A 19082-nucleotide genomic window follows, 5' to 3' on the forward strand; every position below is an offset into this window, starting at 1 on the left:
CACGCATGCACAAGACCCCCACCTCCCCACGCCGCCGTTCACTGCTCGCCGCCGCAGGCGCCGCAGCGCTGGCACACCCACTGTCAGTGCTCGCGCAATCGGGCGAAGACATCGTCATCGGCGGCTCCATCCCGCTCACGGGCGTGTTCGCGTTTGCGGGCGTGGGCATCAATGCCGGCATCGGCGACTACGTGAAGATGGTCAACGACGCGGGTGGCATCAAGGGCCGCAAGCTCAGGTACGTGCCCGAGGACACGGGCTACAAGGTCGACGTCTCGGTGGCGGCCTACAAGAAGATCACCAGCCAGAACAAGGTGAACCTCTACTACGGCGACTCCACGGGCTTTTCCAAGACCATCAACCCCGAGCTCGACCGCGCCGGCACCACGCTGATGGCCGGCGCGTCCTTCGCGTCCGAGCTCAACGATCCCGCCAAGTACCCCCACCAGTTCCTCGTGGGGCCCGACTACACCGAGATGTTCGGCATCCTGCTCAAGCACATCGCCAAGGAAAAGCCCGGCGCCAAGGTGGCCTTCGTGTATTCGGACTCCGAGTTCGGCCGCGACCCGATCGACAAGAGCGAAGCCGCTGCCAAGGCGCTCGGCCTGTCCGTGCCGGTCAAGATCATGACGCCGGCCGGCAGCGTGGACGTCTCTGGCGAGGTCATCAAGCTGCGCCGCGCAGCGCCCGACTACACCATCTTCCACGGCTACATCCTGGCCCCCATCCCCGAGTTCATCACCCAGGGTAAGCAGCAGGGCATGACCAGCAAGTGGATGGGCACCTTCTGGACCATGGACAGCTCCACCGTGATGAAGATGGGCGAGGCCGCCGACGGCTTCATGGGCGTGATGCCCTACCGCTACTACTACGACACCGAGAAGGCGCCCATGCTGGAGAAGATCCGCGCGCTGCGCCCCGAGTACCAGAGCACGGCCTACATCCAGGGCTTCCTCGCCGCCATGCTGTTCACCGAATCGGCCAAACGCTGCCTGGACGCGGGCAAACCGCTCGATGGCAAGAACCTCAAGGCTGCGCTCAATTCGATCAAGGACTTCGACACCGGCGGCCTGATCGGCGTGCCGATCACCATCAGCGGCAACTCCATCCCCGTGGGCCGCGTGTACCGCGCGGACATGAAGGCACAAAAAATGGTCGCCGCCTCCGACTGGATCAAGCTCTGACCTTGCCTGCCATGACCCAGCCCGCCACGACGGACCACGTCCTCGAAGTCAACAACATCGAGGTCATCTACAACAAGGTCGTGCAGGCCCTGCGCGGCCTGTCGCTGTCCGTGCCGCGCGGACAGATCGTGGCGCTGCTGGGAAGTAACGGGGCAGGCAAGTCGACGACGCTCAAGGCGGTGTCGGGCCTGCTCACGCTGGAAGACGGCACGGTGGAATCGGGCAGCATCCGCTTCAACGGCCAGCCCACTGCGGCGCTCGCGCCGCAGCAGTTGGTGCGCAACGGCCTGTCGCACGTGATGGAAGGCCGCCGCGTGTTCGAGGACCTCACGGTGGAGGAGAACCTCGTGGCCGCCACCTATGCACTCACGGGCCGCAAGGATGCGAAGCCCGATTTCGACAGCGTCTACAGCTACTTCCCGCGCCTGCACGAGCGGCGCAAGGGCCTGGCCGGCTACCTCTCGGGTGGCGAGCAGCAGATGCTGGCCATCGGCCGCGCCCTCATCGCCCAGCCCCAGTTGATCCTGCTCGACGAGCCCTCGCTGGGCCTGTCGCCGAAGCTCGTGGAAGACATCTTCACCATCATCGCGCGCATCAACGCCGAGCGCGGCACCTCCATGCTGCTGGTGGAGCAGAACGCCACCGTGGCGCTGGCCGTCGCCCACCAGGGCTACATCATGGAGAACGGCAAGATCGTGATCGACGGCACGGCCGAGCGCCTGGCCAGCGACCCCGACGTGCGCGAGTTCTACCTCGGCATGGGTGGCGGTGGCGAAGCGAAAAGCTTCAAGGACATCAAGCACTATAAGCGCCGCAAGCGATGGCTGTCATGACACTCCCCGAACTCACCCTGCCCCAGATGCTGCGCGAACGCGCGCGCAAAGAGCCTGCGCGCGTGGCCATCCGACAGAAGGACTTCGGCATCTGGAAGCCCTTCACCTGGGCCAGCTACCACGAGCGGGCCAGCCACTTCGGCCTGGGGCTGCGCGCGCTGGGCCTGCCGGCCGGTGGCCATGTGGGCGTGATCTCGGAGAACCGCACGGAGTGGGTGCTCGCGCAGATGGGCGCAGGCCTGGTCGGTGCGGTCACGGTGGGCGTCTACCCCACCAGCCCTACCAACGAGGTGGCCTATGTGGTCGGCCATGCCGACATCGAGATCATGGTCTGCGAGGACCAGGAGCAGACCGACAAGCTGCTCGCGGCGCTGCCCGAGCTGCCGCGCCTGAAAAAGATCATCGTCATCGAGGCCAAGGGCCTGCGCAGCTTCGCGCCCGAGGTGCGTGCGCTGATCGCCACCTTTGCCGAAGTCGAGGCGCTGGGCGCCGCATCCGGCCAGCAGGCGCAGGTGGACGAGGCGCTGGCGCGCCAGACACTCGACGACGTGGGCCTGATGATCTACACCTCGGGCTCCACCGGCAAGCCCAAGGGCGCCATGATCAGCTACCGCAACATCCGCGGCGTGGTGCCCGGCATCGTCGATCGGCTGCAGCTCGACGCGGCCACCACCCACCTGTCCTACCTGCCGCTGTGCCACGTGGCCGAGCAGATGCTCACCAGCTTCGTGCCGGTGTACATCGGTTCGCAGGTGAACTTCGGCGAATCCATCCGCACCGTGCAGGAGGATCTGCGCGAGGTGGCACCCACCATGTTCCTCGGCGTGCCGCGCATCTGGGAGAAGATGCACGCCGCCATCCACATCAAGCTGCAGGAGACCGGGGGCCTGCGCCGCCGGCTGTTCCACCGCGCCATCGCCGCCTGCCAGCCGCTGGCCGAGAAGCCGCGCAGCACCTGGAGCCTGGCCGAGCGGGCGACCTTTGCCGCCAGCTACTGGCTGGTGTTCCGCGCACTGCAGAACTTCATCGGCCTGCGCGATGCGCGCGTGGCGCTCACCGGGGCCGCGCCCATCCCGCCCGACGTGGTGCGCTTCTTTCGCGTGCTCGGCCTGCCGCTGGTGGAGGTGTATGGCCTGACCGAATCCACCGGCATGGTCACGGGACACCGGCTGGACAACGTGGTGGTCGGCACCGTGGGCGTGCCCACGCTGGGCGTGGCGCACCGCATTGCCGAGAACGGTGAATTGCAGCTGCGCGGCGACATGGTGTTCGCGGGCTACTACAAGAACCCAGAGGCCACGGCCACCAGCATCGTCGAGGGCTGGCTGCACACCGGCGACGTGGTGCGCGAGGAGCAGGGCCAACTGAAGATCGTCGACCGGCTCAAGGACATCATGATCACGGCGGGTGGCAAGAACCTCACGCCCTCGGAGATCGAGAACACCATGAAGGGCAGCCCCTTCATCAAGGAATGCATCATCGTCGCCGAGGGCCGCAAGTTCGTCGGTGCGCTGGTGATGATCGACTACGAGACCGTGGGCAAGTGGGCCGAGGCCCGGCGCCTGGCGTTCACGCATTTCCGCTCGCTGGTGGAGGCGCCCGAGGTGCGCGAACTCATCGACACCGAGATCCGCCGCGGCAACGAGCGGCTGGCCCAGGTCTCGCAGATCCGCCAGTTCCACCTGCTCACCAAGGAGCTGGACCACGACGACGGCGAGGTCACCGCCACCATGAAGGTGCGCCGCTCCAGCATCTACAAGACCTATGCGGCTGAAATCGAAGCGCTGTACCGCTGAGGAATGGACATGACCGACCCCACCGAGGCTGCGCCTCCCCTGCTGCTCGAACGCCAGGGCGCCATCGCCACCCTGCGCTTCAACCGCCCCGCCGCGCTCAACGCCATCGACGTGCCCATGGCCCGCGCCTTCCTGGCCGCCGTGCAGGCCATTGCGGCTGACCCGGGCGTGCGCGCCGTGGTGCTGCGCGGCAACGGCAAGGGCTTCATGGCCGGTGGCGACCTGGCCACCCTGCGCGCCGACCCCGTGCAGGGCGCGATGGACCTGCTAGAACCGCTGCACGCGGGCCTGGCCCTGCTGGCGCAGATCGATCCGCCCGTGATCGCCCAGGTACATGGCGTGGCCGCGGGCGCCGGCCTGTCGATGCTGCTGCAGGCCGACTACGTGCTCATGGCCGAGGGCACGCGCCTGAACCTGGCTTACATCAACCTGGGCACCAGTTGCGACGTGGGTGCCTCGTGGGCGCTGCCGCGCATGGTGGGCATGCGCCAGGCGCTGAAGATCGCGCTGCTCGGCGATGCCTTCACGGCCGAGGATGCGCTGCGCCTGGGCCTGGTCAACTGCGTGGTGCCCATGGCCGAACTCGATGCCGCCACCACCGCCCTGGCCGAGCGCCTGGCCGCGGGCCCCACCGTGGCCTATGGCGCAATGAAACGCCTCATGCGCCAGTCGCTGGAGCGAAGCCTGCCCGAGCAACTGGCGGCCGAGCAACAGGCCTTTGCGCACTGCGCCGCCACCACAGACTTTCGCGAAGGCATAGCGGCCTTCTACGCACGCCGGCCCGCGCAGTTCAGCGGGCGCTGATTCTTCTCTTCTTCCTCCAGAAAATACCCCATGAGCAGCCTCCAAGACGTCTACGTCCTCTCCACCGCGCGCACCGCCATCGGCACCTTCGGTGGCAGCCTCAAGGACGTGCCCAACACCGACCTCGCCACCACGGCCGTCAAGGCCGCCATCGCGCGTAGCGGCCTGCCGGCCGACGCCATCGGCCACGTGGTGATGGGCAACGTGATCCCCACCGACACCAAGGACGCCTACCTCGCGCGCGTAGCCGCCATCGACGCCGGCTGCCCCATCGAGACGCCGGCCTTCAACGTCAACCGCCTGTGCGGCTCGGGCCTGCAGGCCATCATCTCGGCGGCCCAGGCCATCGGCTACGGGGACTGCGACATCGCCATCGGCGGCGGCAGCGAATCCATGAGCCGCGGCCCCTACTTCGACACCGCCGCGCGCTACGGCGCGCGCATGGGTGACGCGAAAAGCATCGACTACATGCTCGGCATCCTGCACGACCCGTGGCAGAAGATGCACATGGGCATCACCGCCGAGAACGTGGCCGAGCGCTACCGCATCGGCCGGGAAGCGCAGGACCAGCTCGCCGTGCAGAGCCAGCAGCGCGCGGCGCACGCCATCGCGGCCGGCTACTTCCGCGAGCAGATCGTGCCGGTGGAGATCGCCACACGCAAGGGCACCGTGGTCTTCGACACCGACGAGCATGTGCGTGGCAACACCACGCTGGAGGTGCTGGCCGGCATGAAGCCCGCGTTCAAGAAGGATGGCCTGGTCACCGCCGGCAATGCCTCGGGCATCAACGACGGCGCCGCCGCCGTGGTGCTGGCATCGGGCGCGCGCGTGTCGGCCCTGGGCCTCAAACCCCTGGCCCGCCTGGTCGGCTATGCGCATGCGGGCGTGGAGCCGGCCTACATGGGCATCGGCCCGGTGCCCGCCACACAGAAGGTCCTGCAGCGCACCGGCCTCACGGTGCAGGACATGGACGTGATCGAGGCCAACGAGGCCTTCGCCGCCCAGGCCTGCGCGGTGATCCAGGAGCTGGGCCTGGACCCGGCCAAGGTCAACCCCAACGGCTCGGGCATCTCGCTCGGCCACCCCGTGGGCGCCACCGGCGCCATCATCACCACCAAGGCCATCGCCGAGCTGCACCGCACGGGCGGGCGCTATGCGCTGGTCACCATGTGCATCGGCGGCGGCCAGGGGATTGCGGCGGTGTTTGAGCGCGTGTGAACGGCGCGCAGGCCACTGCGCCGCGCGTGGCCTGGTTCAGAACGGCGCCGAGTCCGGGTCGGTGTCCGCCGGTGCCGTCGCCGGCCCGGTAATGGCGCGCCCCGCCACGTCCTTGCCGCGCGGCGGCACGGGTGCAGCGGCCGCCAGCCCCGGGCCCGAGGGGCCACTGCCCGTGGGAATGGCCTGCGCAACAGCGCTCGCCCCGATGCCGTCGGACTCGCCGCCCAGCGCCTCGATCAGGTCGGGGATCAGCTTGGACAGCTCGCCCGTGGCGATCGCCACGTCGGTGTCGAAGCCACCGTCATCGGCCTTGGTGCCTTCGAACACGGTGTCCAGGAAGGACACCTTCTTGATCTGCAGCCCCTCGGTCAGCATCAGCGAGACGCGATCGTCCCAGGTCAGCGCCAGCTTGGTGGGCAGCTTGCCGGCAGCGATGTGCGCCTGCACCTCTTCGATGTCGAGCGGGTGGCGCGAGTAACGCACCACGGCCTTGGACTCATCGGCGCTTTTCAGCTCGCATTCGCGGTCCACGGTGAAGCCCACGGGCGGCTCCTGCGTGCTCAGCCAGTGCGACATGGCGGCCTGCGGGCTGGTCTCGGTGTACAGCAGCGAGACCGACAGGCCCGGCAGGTATTCGACCAGCAGCGAGACGACCTCGTCGGCACGGCCCTGGCTGGACGTGTCGAACACGATGGTGCGTGCTTCCCTGTCGATCCACACCCACATCGAACCCTGCTTGGTGAAGGCCATGGGCAGCAGGTCGAGCTTGGCCTCTTCCTTGAGCTCCTTGCTCTCCTTCTTGCCGGGCTTGCGCCCGGTTTCCTTCTCGATGCGCTCGGCCTTTTCCTTCACACGGCGGTTGAGTACCGAACCTGGCAGCACCTTGGACTCGACCATGAAGCGCAGGATCCACTGCCCTCCCACCGACTCGACCATGGCGCCATGCTCATCGCCGCGCGGCGGCACCCAGCCCAGCGACTTTTCCTGCGTGGCACCGCACTCCATGAAGGGAGCCTTGGCCAGCGCCTCTTCCACCTGCGTCAATTCCACCTGCCATTGCGGAGCAATGCGGTACACGATCATGTTCTTGAACACGAAAAACCCTCTGGTTGCCGGACGAAGCTGTCCACCGGTGCCATGCACGCCTGCGGCGCTGGCACGGAACCCTCCATTGTCGGTGGTCGGCGCCCCCTGCGCAGCGGGCCGCAGCGCAGCGCAGGGAAAATCCCTGCGCCTGCTCCGCTTTTGATAGCTGCAAGGCCCCGCAGGCAAAGACGATCTTCTTGTCACAACTTTACACTGGGACAAACAACGTGCATGCGGGCGATACATGGCAGGCAGACACTGCAGTCAACCGCTGGAACCACCGTTCCGGGGCCCTTCCTCCCTCTGAAAGGACTCTCACCATGGCTTTCCTGTCCCGCCACACCGTTGCTGTCGCCGTCCTCGCCGCCCTGGCCCTGCCGGTGCTGGCCCAGCCCACCCCTGCCAACCCGCCCGCCGTGGGTGCGGCAACCGCCCCCGATGCCCGCAAGGGCCCGGGCGAACACCGTGAACGCCACCAGGCCCACAAGGCCAAGCGTACCGCCGCGCTCAAGGAGCAGCTCAAGCTGACCCCCAACCAGGAGCCGGCCTGGAACAGCTACATGGCCTCCATCCAGCAGGGTGACGGCCATGCCCGCCTGGACCGCAAGGACATGCACAAGCTCACCACCCCCGAGCGCATCGACCACATGCGGGCCCTGCGCGCCCAGCACGCGGCCGAAGCCGACCGTCGGGGCGAAGCCACCAAGGCCTTCTACGCGCTGCTGACGCCCGAGCAGCAAAAGACCTTCGATGCCCGCACCCACCGCATGGGCCCGCGCGGTGGACATGGCAAGCACGGCCCCCATGGCCACCGCGGCCATGGCGACAAGCCCGCCGCTGCCGCTGCCGCCCCGGCAGCGCAGAACTAAGCAAGCGCCAGGCGCACACCCCCAGGGGCCCGAAAGGGCCCTTTCCTTTTTTTTTGCCCACAAAGCGAGATGGCGGCCCACGCAGGCGCCGCCGGAGCGCGCGCTTCGTTCCCTGTGCTCCTGGTCCTGGCCGTTCCGGCGGCTTTTTTTTCGCCCGGGCCCCGCACCCTCTGTGGATAACCATGGGCATGGTTCCCGAACAACCTATCGGTTATCCACAGAACTGCGGCGTGGCTGAAAGTTGTTGTCATCAAAGTCCAAAGTTCAACCCCCTCGCGCCACAGGGTTTGACGCCACGCAAGTGCGCGCCAGCATTGCGAAAAACGGGCTTGTCCACACAACAGTCCCTGCTCTACTACTATTGCTATTGATTTATAGAGCTATCAAAGAATAACAAGCAACACCCAAGGCAGGTCCCCTTGGCCTACCAGGTGCCTGCCGAAGAAAGGTTTCTGCCACCCAGCCCCAAGCCATCTGGCGCTTGTAAGGGCCACAGCCCCTTGCAGACCGCAGAAGAGACCTTCCTTGCGCACGGCATGTCCTGAGCCGCCACAAGGCCTGGAGAGCGTCAAGGGGCCGCTCTGGAGGCCAGGTAGCCACTGGCAGTGGCTACCGATGGCAGCGAACGGTGGATGGGCCGTAAAGGGATCGAACCCGGTGGGAAAAGTCCCTTTGCGCTGCGACTTCTCCCCCCATGGGAAAGTCCTTGTGCATAACTTTGGGGGAATTGCTGGCACAACAGGCCGGTTGTCCACAGCGAAGTGCCTTTCGCGTGGCTTGTCCCCGTTGGCGCGACAGCGGGAACCCCCTGCCGCGCACAGGGTTTGGCGCCACGCAAGTGCCTGCCAGGACTGGGAAATTGGCACTTGTCCACACCAGAACCCCGGCTCTACTACTACGACTATGTATTTATAAAGACATTAAGAAGAAGACAGAGAACAACTTCCCAGGGCCCACGCCCTCCAAGCCAGGCAGCGACAAGGCGGTGCGTGGGCGAAAAAAAACCGCAGGCAGGCTGCGGTCGGGTTCGGGTGAAATGGGCCGGGCTCCCTGCACTTCGGGGGCGCGCCAGCGCCCCTACGGGGTCGGACTGCGCAGGAAGGCCTCCAGCGCGTCCACAGGGAGGGGTCGGCTGAAGAGGTAGCCCTGGTAGAGCTGGCAGCCCGCGCGGGCCAGCAGCTCGCGCTGCTCGGCCGTTTCCACGCCTTCGGCGATGACTTCCAGGCCCAGGCTGCGCGACAGGCCGATGATGGTGTCCACGATGGCCGCGTCGTTCGGGTCGGTGAGCAAATCGCGCACGAAGCTCTGGTCGATCTTGAGCTGGTCCAGCGGCATGCGCTTCAGGTAGCTCAGGCTTGAATAGCCGGTGCCGAAATCGTCCAGCGAGAAACCCACCCCGTAGGAGCGCAGGGCGGTCATGGTGGCGATGGTGGTTTCCATGTCCTCCACCAGCAGGCTCTCGGTCAATTCCAGCTTGAGCAGGCCCGAGGGCGCTCCCGTGATGGCCAGCACCCGGGCCACGTCGTCGACGAAGCTCGCATGGCGGAACTGGCGCGAGCTCACGTTGACGGCCACGGTCAGGTGGCTCAGGGCCGGATCGTCCTGCCAGCTGGCCAGGAGCTTGCAGGCGGTGTGCAGCACCCAGCGGCCCAGCGGCAATATCAGGCCGGTTTCCTCGGCCAGCGGGATGAACTGCGCCGGCGAGACCATGCCGCGCTGCGGGTGCGCCCAGCGCAGCAGCGCCTCCACCCCCACCACCAGGCCCGACTGGCGCACCTGGGGCTGGAAGTGCAGCAGAAACTCTTCCTGCGCCAGCGCCGAGCGCAGGTCGGTCTCGAGCGAGGCGCGTTCGGTCACCACGGCCTGCATCTGCGGGTTGAAAAAGCGCAGGGTGTTGCGGCCTGCGGTCTTGGCCTGGTACATGGCCAGGTCGGCCTGCTTGAGCAGCTCGCCCACGCTGGCCTGCCCGCCTGTGAAGGGGGCCACGCCGATGCTCGGCGTGCTGCGGTACTGGTAGCCTGCCAGCGCGTAGGGCATGGCCAGCGTGGCCAGGATCTTCTCGCCCACCGAACGCGCATGCAGCACCAGCTCGTCGGGAAGCGGGCTCAGCTCCTCGAGCATCACCACGAACTCGTCGCCGCCCAGGCGCGCCACCGTGTCCACGGCGCGCACACAGGTGTTCAGGCGCTGGGCGACCTGCTGCAGCAGCATGTCGCCCTGGTCATGGCCCAGGGTGTCGTTCAGGGTCTTGAAGTTGTCGAGGTCGATGAACAGCAACGCTCCGCCGCGCTGGTGCCGCCGGGCACTGGCCAGCGCCTGGTGCATGCGGTCCATCAGCAGCATGCGGTTGGGCAGCCCGGTCAGGGGGTCGTAGAAGGCCAGGCGCTGGATCTCGCGCTCGGTGGCCTTGCGCTGGCGGATGTCGGTGTTGATGGCCAGGATGGAATGGGGCTGGCCGTTGTCGCCGCGCACCAGGGTCCAGCGGCCTTCCACATCGATGGAACTGCCATCGCGGTGCTGCTGCACGATCTCGCCGGTCCACTCCCCATGCTCCAGCGTGGCCTGGGTGGCGCGGCGGAAATGCGTGGGGTCCCCGTACAGCAGGTTCTCGATCGACTGGCCCAGCACCTGCAGCTTCGACCAGCCGTACAGACGCTCGGCGCTCTGGTTCCAGAAGATGATGCGGTGCTCCAGGTCGCGCACGATGATCGCGTCCTGCGCCTTGTCCAGCAGCGAGGCCTGGTGGCGTATGCGCGCATCGGCCACCTGGCGCTCGATCTCGGCCGAGGCGCGTGCCGCGAAGATCTGCAGCGTGGAGATGATGAAGTTCGGATCGGCGATGGCCTGGCGGAACAGCACGAACACCAGGCCCACCACCTCGCCATCGGCATTGCACAGCTGCTGCCCCGCGTAGCCGCGTGCCTGCACCATGCGCAGCACGGGCGCCTCGGGGTATTGCTGCTGCACCCCGTCGGCCACCACGAACTGGCGTTGGTTCAGCAACTGCAGGCTGGGCGTGCCTTCCAGGGTGTAGTCGGTGGGCGCCAGGAACTGGCCGTCGAGGACGGCTGCCAGCGTGCTCACCCGCGGTGGCTGGTCATGGTAGTGCGGCAGCAGGCGCACCACGCAGCCGCCCTGGGCATCGAGCGCATCGGCCATGTTGCGCACCAGTTGCTCGAAGAATTCCGTACCGGTGCTGGCCGACACGGCTGCCGCCACCTTGAGCACCGAGGCCTGCAGCCGCTGCTGTGCCTTCTGGGTGCGCAGGCTGGTGATGCCGAAGGCCAGGTCGTTGGCCAGTTCCTGCAGCAGCGCGGTTTCCTCGGCGCTGATCTGCAGCACCTCGGGAGCGTACAGGTAGAGAAGGCCGAAGGTGCTGTCGCGATCGCGCAGCGGCAGGCAGACCACGGCATGGAACCCGTGCTCCAGCATGCGCTCGGTCCAGTCCATGAAGTAGCGATCCGTGCGGATGTCGCGCACGATCTCGGGCTTGCCCGAACGCACGGCACGGCCGGCGGGCCCGCGCCCATAGGGCTCGTCCTCCGACCAGCTCAGCGTCAGCGACTCGAGGTAGTTGTTGTTGTGGCCCGCGTGGGCCACCGGTTCGATCGACTTGCGCTCGTCGTCGCGCGCAAAACCCACCCAGCCCATGCGGTAGCCGCCAATGTCCACCGCGATCCGGCAGATGGCCTGCAACAGACTGGACTCGGACGTGGCGCGCACCAGGGTCTCGTTGCAGGCACTGAGCAGGCGCTGGGCCCGGCCCATGCGCGCCAGCTCGGCCTCGTTGCGCACGCGCTCGGTCACGTCGGAGGCCAGGACCTGGCGGGCCGCCACGCCGTTGAAATCGATGTTGCCCGCCGTGATCTCCATGTCGATCAGACTGCCGTCCTTGCGCACATGCCGGCGCACCTTGGGGACGCTGCGCTGCTGCGGGTCGATGGCGCGCAGCTTGCGCTCGGCGATCTCGCGGTACTGTGCCGGCCACAGGTCCTGCATGCCCATGCGCAGCAGTTCCTGTTCGCTGTAGCCGTAGTGGTGCACCATGGCGTGGTTCACGGCCAGCAGGCGCAGGCTGCCCCGGTCGTACACCCACATGGGCTGCGGGTGCTCGTCGAACAGCATGCGGTACTGCAGCTCCGAGGCATGCAGCTGCCCGGCCACGCGGCGCAGCTGCACCATCGCCCCGAGCGATTCGGCCAGGATCTCGAGGTGCGCCACATCGCGCCGCGAAAACGCATTGGGCTGGTGCGAGGTGGCCTTGAGCGAACCCACGACCACATCGTCCGCGCGCAGCGGCGCCGCCATCACGGAGCGCACGCCCTGGCGGTGTGGCATGGCGGTCATGTCCCAGCCCGCGGCCTCGGTGTCGTTGCACAGCACCGTGCGCCCCTGGTACAGCGAAGGCCACAGAATGCTTTCGTTCACCGCCAGCAGGTTGCCTTCGGGGCGCACCATGTCGCCGGCCGAGGCCTTGGCCACCAAATGCCGGCCTTCGAGCAGTTCCACCATGGCGCCGCGCGCGCCGGTCTGGCGCTGCACGGTCTCGGCCACCATGTGCAGCACGTCGGCCAGTGGCATGCCCATCGAAGAGATGCGCTGCTGCAGGTGCAGCAGCTCGGCATGGTTGCGCGTGTCGCGCTGGGCTTCCAGCTCGACGGCCTTGTGCGCACTGTGGTCGGCCATGCCGCCCACCATGCGCACGGCACGCCCGCTGCTGTCGCGGATCAGGAAGCCGCGGTCGAGCACCCAGGCGTAGCTGCCGTCCTGGCGGCGAAAGCGGTACTCGGCCGACCAATGGCTGTCGGTCCCGTCGATCGCCGCGTGGATGCCGCGCAGCACGGCTTCGCTGTCCTCGGGATGCAGCCGCAGTGTCCAGGAAGTGCTGTCCGGCGGCAGTTGGTCCAGCGGCACACCGAACAGGCTTTGCATGCCTTCGTTCCACCACATGGCGTCGGTGGTGAGGTTCCAGTCCCAGATCGCATCGGCCGTGGCGCGCGAGACGAGCTGGAAGCGCTCTTCGCTGCGCTGCAGCGCCAGATCGGCCTGGTGGCGCGTCGAGATGTCCTGGAAGGCCCCCTGGATGCGGACCACCCGGCCCTGCGCATCGCGCACCGCCTGCCCGGCGGTGCGCACCCAACAATGCCGCTCGCCCGGCATGACGACCTCGGCCTCCAGGTCGAAGGCGGTGCCGTGCCGCAGGCAGGCCTTGAACGCGTTGCGCAAGGCGCTGCGGTACGGTGGCGTGTAGAGGTCCAGGATCTGGCCCACGGTACCCACCCGCCGGGTCAGCCCGTACGCGGCGGCGATTTCCTGCGACCAGCTCAGCCGCATGCTGGGCAGCTCCACGATCCAGCCACCCACCTGTGCGATGCGGCCGGCCACGCGCAGCGTCTCACCCTGCTCCACGAGCTCGTCGTGCATGCGGTCGCGCTGCTCCACCAGCTGTGCCAGCAGGCGCTGCTGGCGGCGCAGCTCCAGCTGCACCATGGCCTGTTCGGCCAGCACCGTGAGGCCATCGAGCTGCTCGGCCTCCAGGGCGCGCACGCGGGTGTCCAGCACCGCCAGCGTGCCGAGGGCAAAGCCTTCGCCATTGACCAGTGGAACACAGGCGTAAAAGCGGATGTGCGGGCTGCCGGTCACCAGCGGGTTGTGCGCGAACACGGGGTGCGCGCTGGCATCGCCCACCACCACCGGCTCCTTGCTGCCGTTCAGTGCGTGGGCACAGAACGCGACGGCGCGGTCGGTCTCCTGGAAAGGGATGCCCACGGCGGCCTTGAACCATTGGCGCTCGCTGTCCACAAAATTGACCACCGCCATCGGCGTGCGGCAGATGCGCGAGGCCAGCACGGCCAGCTTGTCGAAGGCATCCTCGGACGGGGTGTCCAGGATGGCGTAGGACTGCAGTGCATGGAGCCGCGCAGCCTCAGCGGTGGCGTGCTCTGGATGCTCCATGGTCAGGCGCGCGAATCCGTGCGCGGGGGAGAGGTTCTTGCGGGAAACGGTGTAGCCAGCATGAAGGAAAGAGCCCGGACCGGATTCGATGGTGAGGAAGAAGGTGGCAAAAAAGGCGCAGCGAAACACGCCCCGCTGCGTGCCTGGGGCGCCTGGCCCCCCGTTTCTAGACGCAAATGGTGACCACTGCAACTCCAAAAGGACAATCCTACACCGGTAAGCCCTGGTGGGTGCCTGCCAGCAACCCTCGGAACCGGCTGCCGCGTCGCCTGCGCAACCTTCGTGCAGCGCGAGGCTTGCTAGCCTTGGTGGCATGCAGATTTCCGAACTCGCCCGCCGCACCAAGGTCTCGGTGCACGCCCTGCGGCACTACGAAAGCCAGGGCCTGCTGCAGCCCGCGCGCCGGGCCAACGGCTACCGCGACTATGCCGAGGGCACCGAGCGCGAGGTGGTCTTCATCGCCATGTCGCGCCAGCTCGGCTTTGCGCTGCCGCGCATCGCCGAGCACCTGGCGGATTTTCGCAGTGGCCGGCTCACCATCGACACCATGGTGCAGGCCCTGCACCAGCGCGCGCAAGAGCTTGCGGACCAGGTGGCAGTGCTGCAGGCACAGCGCCAGCAGGTGCTCGCGCATGTGGACTGGCTCCAGGCCCGGGCCCCGGCCGCCCCCAAACCACCGGCCTCCAGGGCTGCCGGCCCTGCCCCGGCCCCCTGGCCGCGGGTGCGCCGGCGCCCCGCGAGCACCCCCTCCCCTTCCACCACCAGGAGAAAAAAGCCATGACCACCGCTGCTGAAACGACCCCGTCCCCCAGCCCGCCCGGCCTGCTGCAGGCCCATGTGCTGGCCATGCCGATTGCGCAGACCCTGGGCCTGCGCTTCACCCGTGTGGCCCCCGGACGGGTGGACCTGGAGATGCCGGTGCAGGATTCCCTGTGTTTTCGCCCAGGCCAACTGCAGGCTACCGCCGTCTTCGCACTCGCCGATTTTGCGGCCGTGGCCGCGGCCGGCAGCACGCTGCCTGCCGGCTGGGTCAATTCCACCGTCGATGCCCAGGTGAAACTGCTGGCCCCCGCGCGTGGCAGCTGCCTGCGCGCCCAGGGCCGGGTGGTCCATGCGGGCCGCACGCTCACGGTCTGCGCGGCGGATGTCTATGCGGTGGCGGATTCGGGCGAGGAGACCTTGTGCGCCACGCTGCTTGCCACCGCGCACAATGTGGACGGCAGCGCGGCCCGGCCGCCCCGGGCCTGAATCAGCCCTTCTTGTGCGCGCGGCGGGCGCGCACAGCGGCGGCCAGGCCTTCCAGCACGGGCACGGTCTGCGCCAGGCTGATGCAGGCGTCCGTCACCGACACGCCATGCGCCAGCGGCTGGCCGGGCACGATGTCCTGGCGGCCTTCCTGCAGGTGGCTTTCGACCATCAGGCCGGTGATGCGGGTGTCGCCCGCGGCGATCTGGCGCGCCACGTCCTCGGCCACGGTGATCTGGCGCTGGTGCTGCTTGCTGCTGTTGGCGTGCGAGACGTCGACCATCACCTGCGGGCGCAGCCCGGCCGATTGCAGCATGGCGCAGGCCGCATCCACGTCGGCTGCACTGTAGTTGGGCGCCTTGCCGCCGCGCAGGATCACATGGCAGTCGTTGTTGCCACGTGTCTCGAAGATCGCGGCCTGGCCCATCTTGGTCATGCCCATGAAGGCGTGCGCAGCCTGGGCCGCCTGGATGGCGTCGCTCGCCACCTTCACGCCGCCATCCGTGCCGTTCTTGAAGCCCACCGGGCACGACAGGCCGCTGGCCAGTTGGCGGTGGCTCTGGCTTTCCGTCGTGCGCGCGCCGATCGCGCCCCAGCTCACCAGGTCGCTGATGAACTGCGGGCTCAGGAGGTCCAGGAACTCCGTGCCCACGGGCAGGCCCAGGGCCAGCACGTCGAGCAGCAGGGCGCGCGCCATTTCCAGCCCCTCGTTGATGGCGAAGCTGCCATCGAGGTGCGGGTCGTTGATGTAGCCCTTCCAGCCCACAGTGGTGCGCGGCTTCTCGAAGTACACGCGCATCACCACCAGCAGGTCGTCCGCCAGCGCATCGGCCTGCTGCTTGAGTGCCCGTGCGTACTCCATGGCCTGGCCGTGGTCGTGGATGGAGCACGGCCCCACCACCACCACCAGGCGGTCATCCTGCCCGTGCAGCACGCGCGAGATCGCGGCGCGGCTGGTTTCCACCAGCGTCTGCGCGGCCTCGGGCGCGGGCTGCCACTCCTGCAGCAGGGCCGGGGTGATCAGCGGGCGCACGGCCTTGATGCGGGTGTCGTCGATGCGGGTCGTGTCGTGGGTGGACAGCGCGGCGGTCGTGGGGGTGTGTACGTGCAGGGTCATGGTGGCAATTGTCGCCTTGGACGCGGGCCGGCTTTGGAGTACGGTGTCGTCCTACAGCCTGCGCCCGGACCCCCAGATATACCTGGAGCCAGTCCCAACGCCTTGTTCAGAGGAGATTCCATGGCCATCCAGAATGCCCTTGCCAGTGTTGCCGTCAGCAGCCTGCCCGACGCAGTGCAATGGTATGGAACCCTGTTCGAGCGCGGCCCCGATTCGCAGCCCATGCCGGAACTGGCGGAATGGACCCTGCCGCAGGGCGGCTGGCTTCAGGTCTACGAACTGCCACGGCGTGCCGGGCGCTGCTCGGCCACTCTGGCAGTGGACGACATCGACGAGCAGAGCGAGCGACTGGAGCGCATGGGGGTGGACACCGCCCAGCGCTCCAACAGCAAGAAGGTGCGCGCCATCCTGGTGACGGACCCGGACGGCAACCACCTGGCTTTTGCACAGGCCCTGGCTGGCCAGCGCCTGGCGGGTTGATCAAGGCCGACGGAAGGTGGGCCTTTGCCCAGCCCAGTGCTTGGCACTCAGGTAGTCCAGCCGCACCGTGCCGCCTGTGGACGGCGCATGCACGAAGCGCCCCTCCCCCACGTAGATGCCCGCATGGTTGGGCTGGCGACCGGTGCCGAACACCACCAGATCACCGGCACGCAGTTCTGCGCTGTTGAGCGGGTAGCCCCACGAACTGAGCGCAGCCACGGTGCGCGGCGGCGGCGTGCCCACCTGGTTGCGGTAGACATAGCCGATCAGTCCGCTGCAATCGAAGCCCGAATCCGGCGTGTTGCCGCCGTAACGGTAGGGCGTGCCCACCAGGCCCAGCGCATGGATGGCGATGCCGTGCGCCTGGTCCGGGCTCACCGGCGGCGTCGTGCGGGTCGAGGAGGACGGGAACGAGGAGGATGAGGAGGACGACGATGGGGGCGGCCGGGAGGAGCCGCAGCCTGCGATCAGCAGCGCAGCGGACACCAGGGCCAGACAGGAGAGAACACGCATGGATCGCAAGCGTACCGCACCCTGTGCGCGGGGGTGAATGCCCCGCCGTGGCAACTGCCTTTTGTGCAGGCATCGCCACCGTGGTCCCTGCCGACCTCTACACCGCTGCGGCCGCGGCCCTGGCGCCTTCGCGGCGTTGGGCGAGCCGGTTGGCCACGCTCACGATGGCCTGCACCGAGGCGGTCACGATGTTGTGGCTGGTGCCCGCACCGAAGGTGGAGCCGGCCACGCCTTCGAGCGCGGCCTCCACGATGGCCAGGGCCTGCGCATGGGCGCCCGTGCCCGTGGCACGTTCCTCGTAGTGGTCCACGCGCAGCGGCAGGCCCAGCGCATCCACCGTTGCGGCAATCGGGCCGTTGCCCTGGCCTTGCAGGGCCTGGCGCACGCCATCGATGCTCACGTCAAGCTCGATGCCCTGGCCGTCGTCGGCCAGCTTGTGGCCATGGCAGACGATGGCCGCGCCGGGGCCGCTGGCCAGGTAGGTGGACTGGAACAGCTTCCACAGCGCATCGCCGGTCATCTCGCCCTCGCTCGCATCGGTCTGGCGCTGCACCACGGCGCTGAACTCCACCTGCATGCGCCGCGGCATCACCACGCCATGCTCGCGTTCGAGCAAAAAGGCGATGCCGCCCTTGCCCGACTGGCTGTTGACGCGGATCACGCTGTCGTATGTGCGGCCGAGGTCGGCGGGGTCGATGGGCAGGTAAGGCACTTCCCACAGGGCGTTCGGGTCCTGCGCGGCAAAGCCCTTCTTGATCGCGTCCTGGTGCGAGCCCGAGAACGCGGTGAACACCAGGTCGCCCGCATAGGGGTGGCGCGGGTGCACGGGCAGCGCCGTGCATTCCTCGGCCACGCGCGCCACGGCGGTGATGTCCGAAAAATCCAGCCCCGGGTGCACGCCCTGGGTGTACATGTTGAGCGCCAGGGTCACGATGTCCACGTTGCCGCAGCGCTCGCCGTTGCCGAAGAGGCAGCCCTCCACGCGGTCGGCGCCGGCCATCATCGCCAGCTCGGCTGCGGCCACGCCCGTGCCCCGGTCGTTGTGCGGGTGCACCGAGAGCACCACATGCTCGCGTGGCGCCAGGCGCCGGTGCATCCATTCGATCTGGTCGGCGAACACGTTGGGCGTGGCATTCTCCACCGTGGTCGGCAGGTTGATGATGATGCGCCGCTGTGGGCCCACGCCCCAGGCGTGGATGGCCGTCTGGCAGGCGCGCAGCGAGACTTCGAGCTCGGTCGCGCTGAAGGTCTCGGGCGAGTACTGCAGCGTCCACTGCGTCCCGGGCTGGGCATCGGTCAGGCGCTTCAAGTGCGAGACATGCTGGTCGATGAACTCCATGACCTGCGTCACGTTCATGCCGAAGACGATGCGCCGCCAGGCCGGTGCCGTGGCGTTGTACAGGTGCACGATGGCACGCGGCGCGCCGCGCACGGCCTCCACCGTGCGCTCGATCAGGTCGGCGCGCGACTGCGTCATGACCATGAGGGTCACGTCCTGGGGCACCAGGTCTTCGTCGATCAGGCGGCGCACGAAGTCGAAGTCGGTCTGCGAGGCGGCGGGAAAGCCCACCTCGATCTCCTTGAAGCCGATGCGCACCAGTTCCTGGAACAAACGCATCTTGCGCTCGCCGTTCATCGGCTCGAACAGGGCCTGGTTGCCGTCGCGCAGGTCGGTGGACAACCAGATCGGTGCCTGGGTGATGGAACGCGAGGGCCAGGTGCGGTCAGTGAGCGCGACGGGGGCGATGGGCTGGTACTTGGTGGCGGGCTTGGCAATCATGAGGGGCTCCACGAACGGTTGCGTGCGGGGCGCCACTCTGGCGGCGCCACCTGCATGCAGGTCAAACGAAATGAATACGGATGACGTCCCCTGCAGCCCTTTGCGTGCAAGCAAAGGCTGGTTCGCGGGCCGGGGTCAGGGGGAAATCAGGTGTTGCGCGCAGTGGCGGCAACGATGGCGAACGCAGGCAGACCCCGGCCAG

Annotated in this window: 13 protein-coding genes and 1 pseudogene; 9 read left to right on the forward strand and 5 right to left on the reverse strand. The window is 67.9% G+C overall.

The genetic code is table 11. The features are described 5' to 3' along the window. The first annotated feature begins 5 nt into the window (after positions 1–5). The 5 genes and pseudogenes from U5N23_RS19885 to U5N23_RS19905 form a co-directional block, all read left to right on the forward strand. A complete protein-coding gene (locus U5N23_RS19885; RefSeq protein ID WP_322594455.1) occupies positions 6–1184 on the forward strand; it encodes an ABC transporter substrate-binding protein in 1179 nt (392 codons plus the stop codon). Between the two features lie 11 nt (positions 1185–1195). Beyond that, on the forward strand, positions 1196–2017 hold the full coding sequence (locus U5N23_RS19890; protein WP_322594456.1) for an ABC transporter ATP-binding protein: 822 nt from the start codon (positions 1196–1198) through the stop codon (positions 2015–2017). Beyond that, positions 2014–3813 carry an AMP-dependent synthetase/ligase gene (locus U5N23_RS19895; RefSeq protein ID WP_322594457.1) on the forward strand — a complete coding sequence of 600 codons (1800 nt, stop codon included), beginning with the start codon at positions 2014–2016 and terminating at the stop codon, positions 3811–3813. Before U5N23_RS19890 ends, U5N23_RS19895 begins: the two co-directional genes overlap by 4 nt. 9 nt (positions 3814–3822) lie before the next feature. Next, positions 3823–4617 (forward strand): enoyl-CoA hydratase/isomerase family protein, encoded by a 795-nt coding sequence (locus U5N23_RS19900; RefSeq protein WP_322594458.1) that lies wholly within the window; start codon positions 3823–3825, stop codon positions 4615–4617. A 24-nt stretch (positions 4618–4641) separates the two neighbouring features. Next, positions 4642–5835, forward strand: a pseudogene (locus U5N23_RS19905) (acetyl-CoA C-acyltransferase family protein); the annotation flags it as partial. Positions 5836–5871: 36 nt separating this feature from the next. Here U5N23_RS19905 and U5N23_RS19910 read toward each other — a convergent pair. Beyond that, on the reverse strand, positions 5872–6930 hold the full coding sequence (locus U5N23_RS19910; RefSeq protein ID WP_322594460.1) for a recombination-associated protein RdgC: 1059 nt from the start codon (positions 6928–6930) through the stop codon (positions 5872–5874). 311 nt (positions 6931–7241) lie between these two features. Between U5N23_RS19910 and U5N23_RS19915 the strand changes: the two genes are divergently transcribed. Next, positions 7242–7790, forward strand: coding sequence for a Spy/CpxP family protein refolding chaperone (locus U5N23_RS19915; RefSeq protein WP_322594461.1), 549 nt, complete (start codon positions 7242–7244; stop codon positions 7788–7790). 1077 nt (positions 7791–8867) lie between these two features. On the opposite strand, the gene U5N23_RS19920 is transcribed toward U5N23_RS19915, so the two are convergent. Continuing rightward, a complete protein-coding gene (locus U5N23_RS19920) occupies positions 8868–13745 on the reverse strand; it encodes an EAL domain-containing protein (RefSeq protein WP_322594462.1) in 4878 nt (1625 codons plus the stop codon). A gap of 313 nt (positions 13746–14058) precedes the next feature. Here U5N23_RS19920 and U5N23_RS19925 point away from each other — a divergent pair, with 313 nt between their 5' ends. Further along, positions 14059–14526 (forward strand): MerR family DNA-binding transcriptional regulator, encoded by a 468-nt coding sequence (locus tag U5N23_RS19925; protein ID WP_322594463.1) that lies wholly within the window; start codon positions 14059–14061, stop codon positions 14524–14526. Continuing rightward, positions 14523–14993 carry a PaaI family thioesterase gene (locus U5N23_RS19930; RefSeq protein ID WP_322594464.1) on the forward strand — a complete coding sequence of 157 codons (471 nt, stop codon included), beginning with the start codon at positions 14523–14525 and terminating at the stop codon, positions 14991–14993. The genes U5N23_RS19925 and U5N23_RS19930 overlap by 4 nt, the downstream gene beginning before the upstream one ends. A 1-nt stretch (position 14994) precedes the next feature. Here U5N23_RS19930 and U5N23_RS19935 read toward each other — a convergent pair whose 3' ends face one another. Further along, positions 14995–16107, reverse strand: coding sequence for a 3-deoxy-7-phosphoheptulonate synthase (locus U5N23_RS19935; protein ID WP_322594465.1), 1113 nt, complete (start codon positions 16105–16107; stop codon positions 14995–14997). Positions 16108–16227: 120 nt separating this feature from the next. Here U5N23_RS19935 and U5N23_RS19940 point away from each other — a divergent pair, with 120 nt between their 5' ends. Further along, positions 16228–16587, forward strand: coding sequence for a VOC family protein (locus U5N23_RS19940; protein WP_322594466.1), 360 nt, complete (start codon positions 16228–16230; stop codon positions 16585–16587). Here U5N23_RS19940 and U5N23_RS19945 read toward each other — a convergent pair whose 3' ends face one another. Both U5N23_RS19945 and leuA read right to left on the reverse strand, forming a co-directional pair. After that, a complete protein-coding gene (locus U5N23_RS19945; protein WP_322594467.1) occupies positions 16588–17100 on the reverse strand; it encodes a C40 family peptidase in 513 nt (170 codons plus the stop codon). It lies immediately after the preceding gene. Between the two features lie 97 nt (positions 17101–17197). Then, positions 17198–18880 (reverse strand): 2-isopropylmalate synthase, encoded by a 1683-nt coding sequence (leuA, locus tag U5N23_RS19950; protein WP_322594468.1) that lies wholly within the window; start codon positions 18878–18880, stop codon positions 17198–17200. Positions 18881–19082: the final 202 nt, after the last annotated feature.

It is taken from the genome of Acidovorax sp. (genome assembly GCF_034519795.1).
GTDB lineage: Bacteria > Pseudomonadota > Gammaproteobacteria > Burkholderiales > Burkholderiaceae_C > Acidovorax.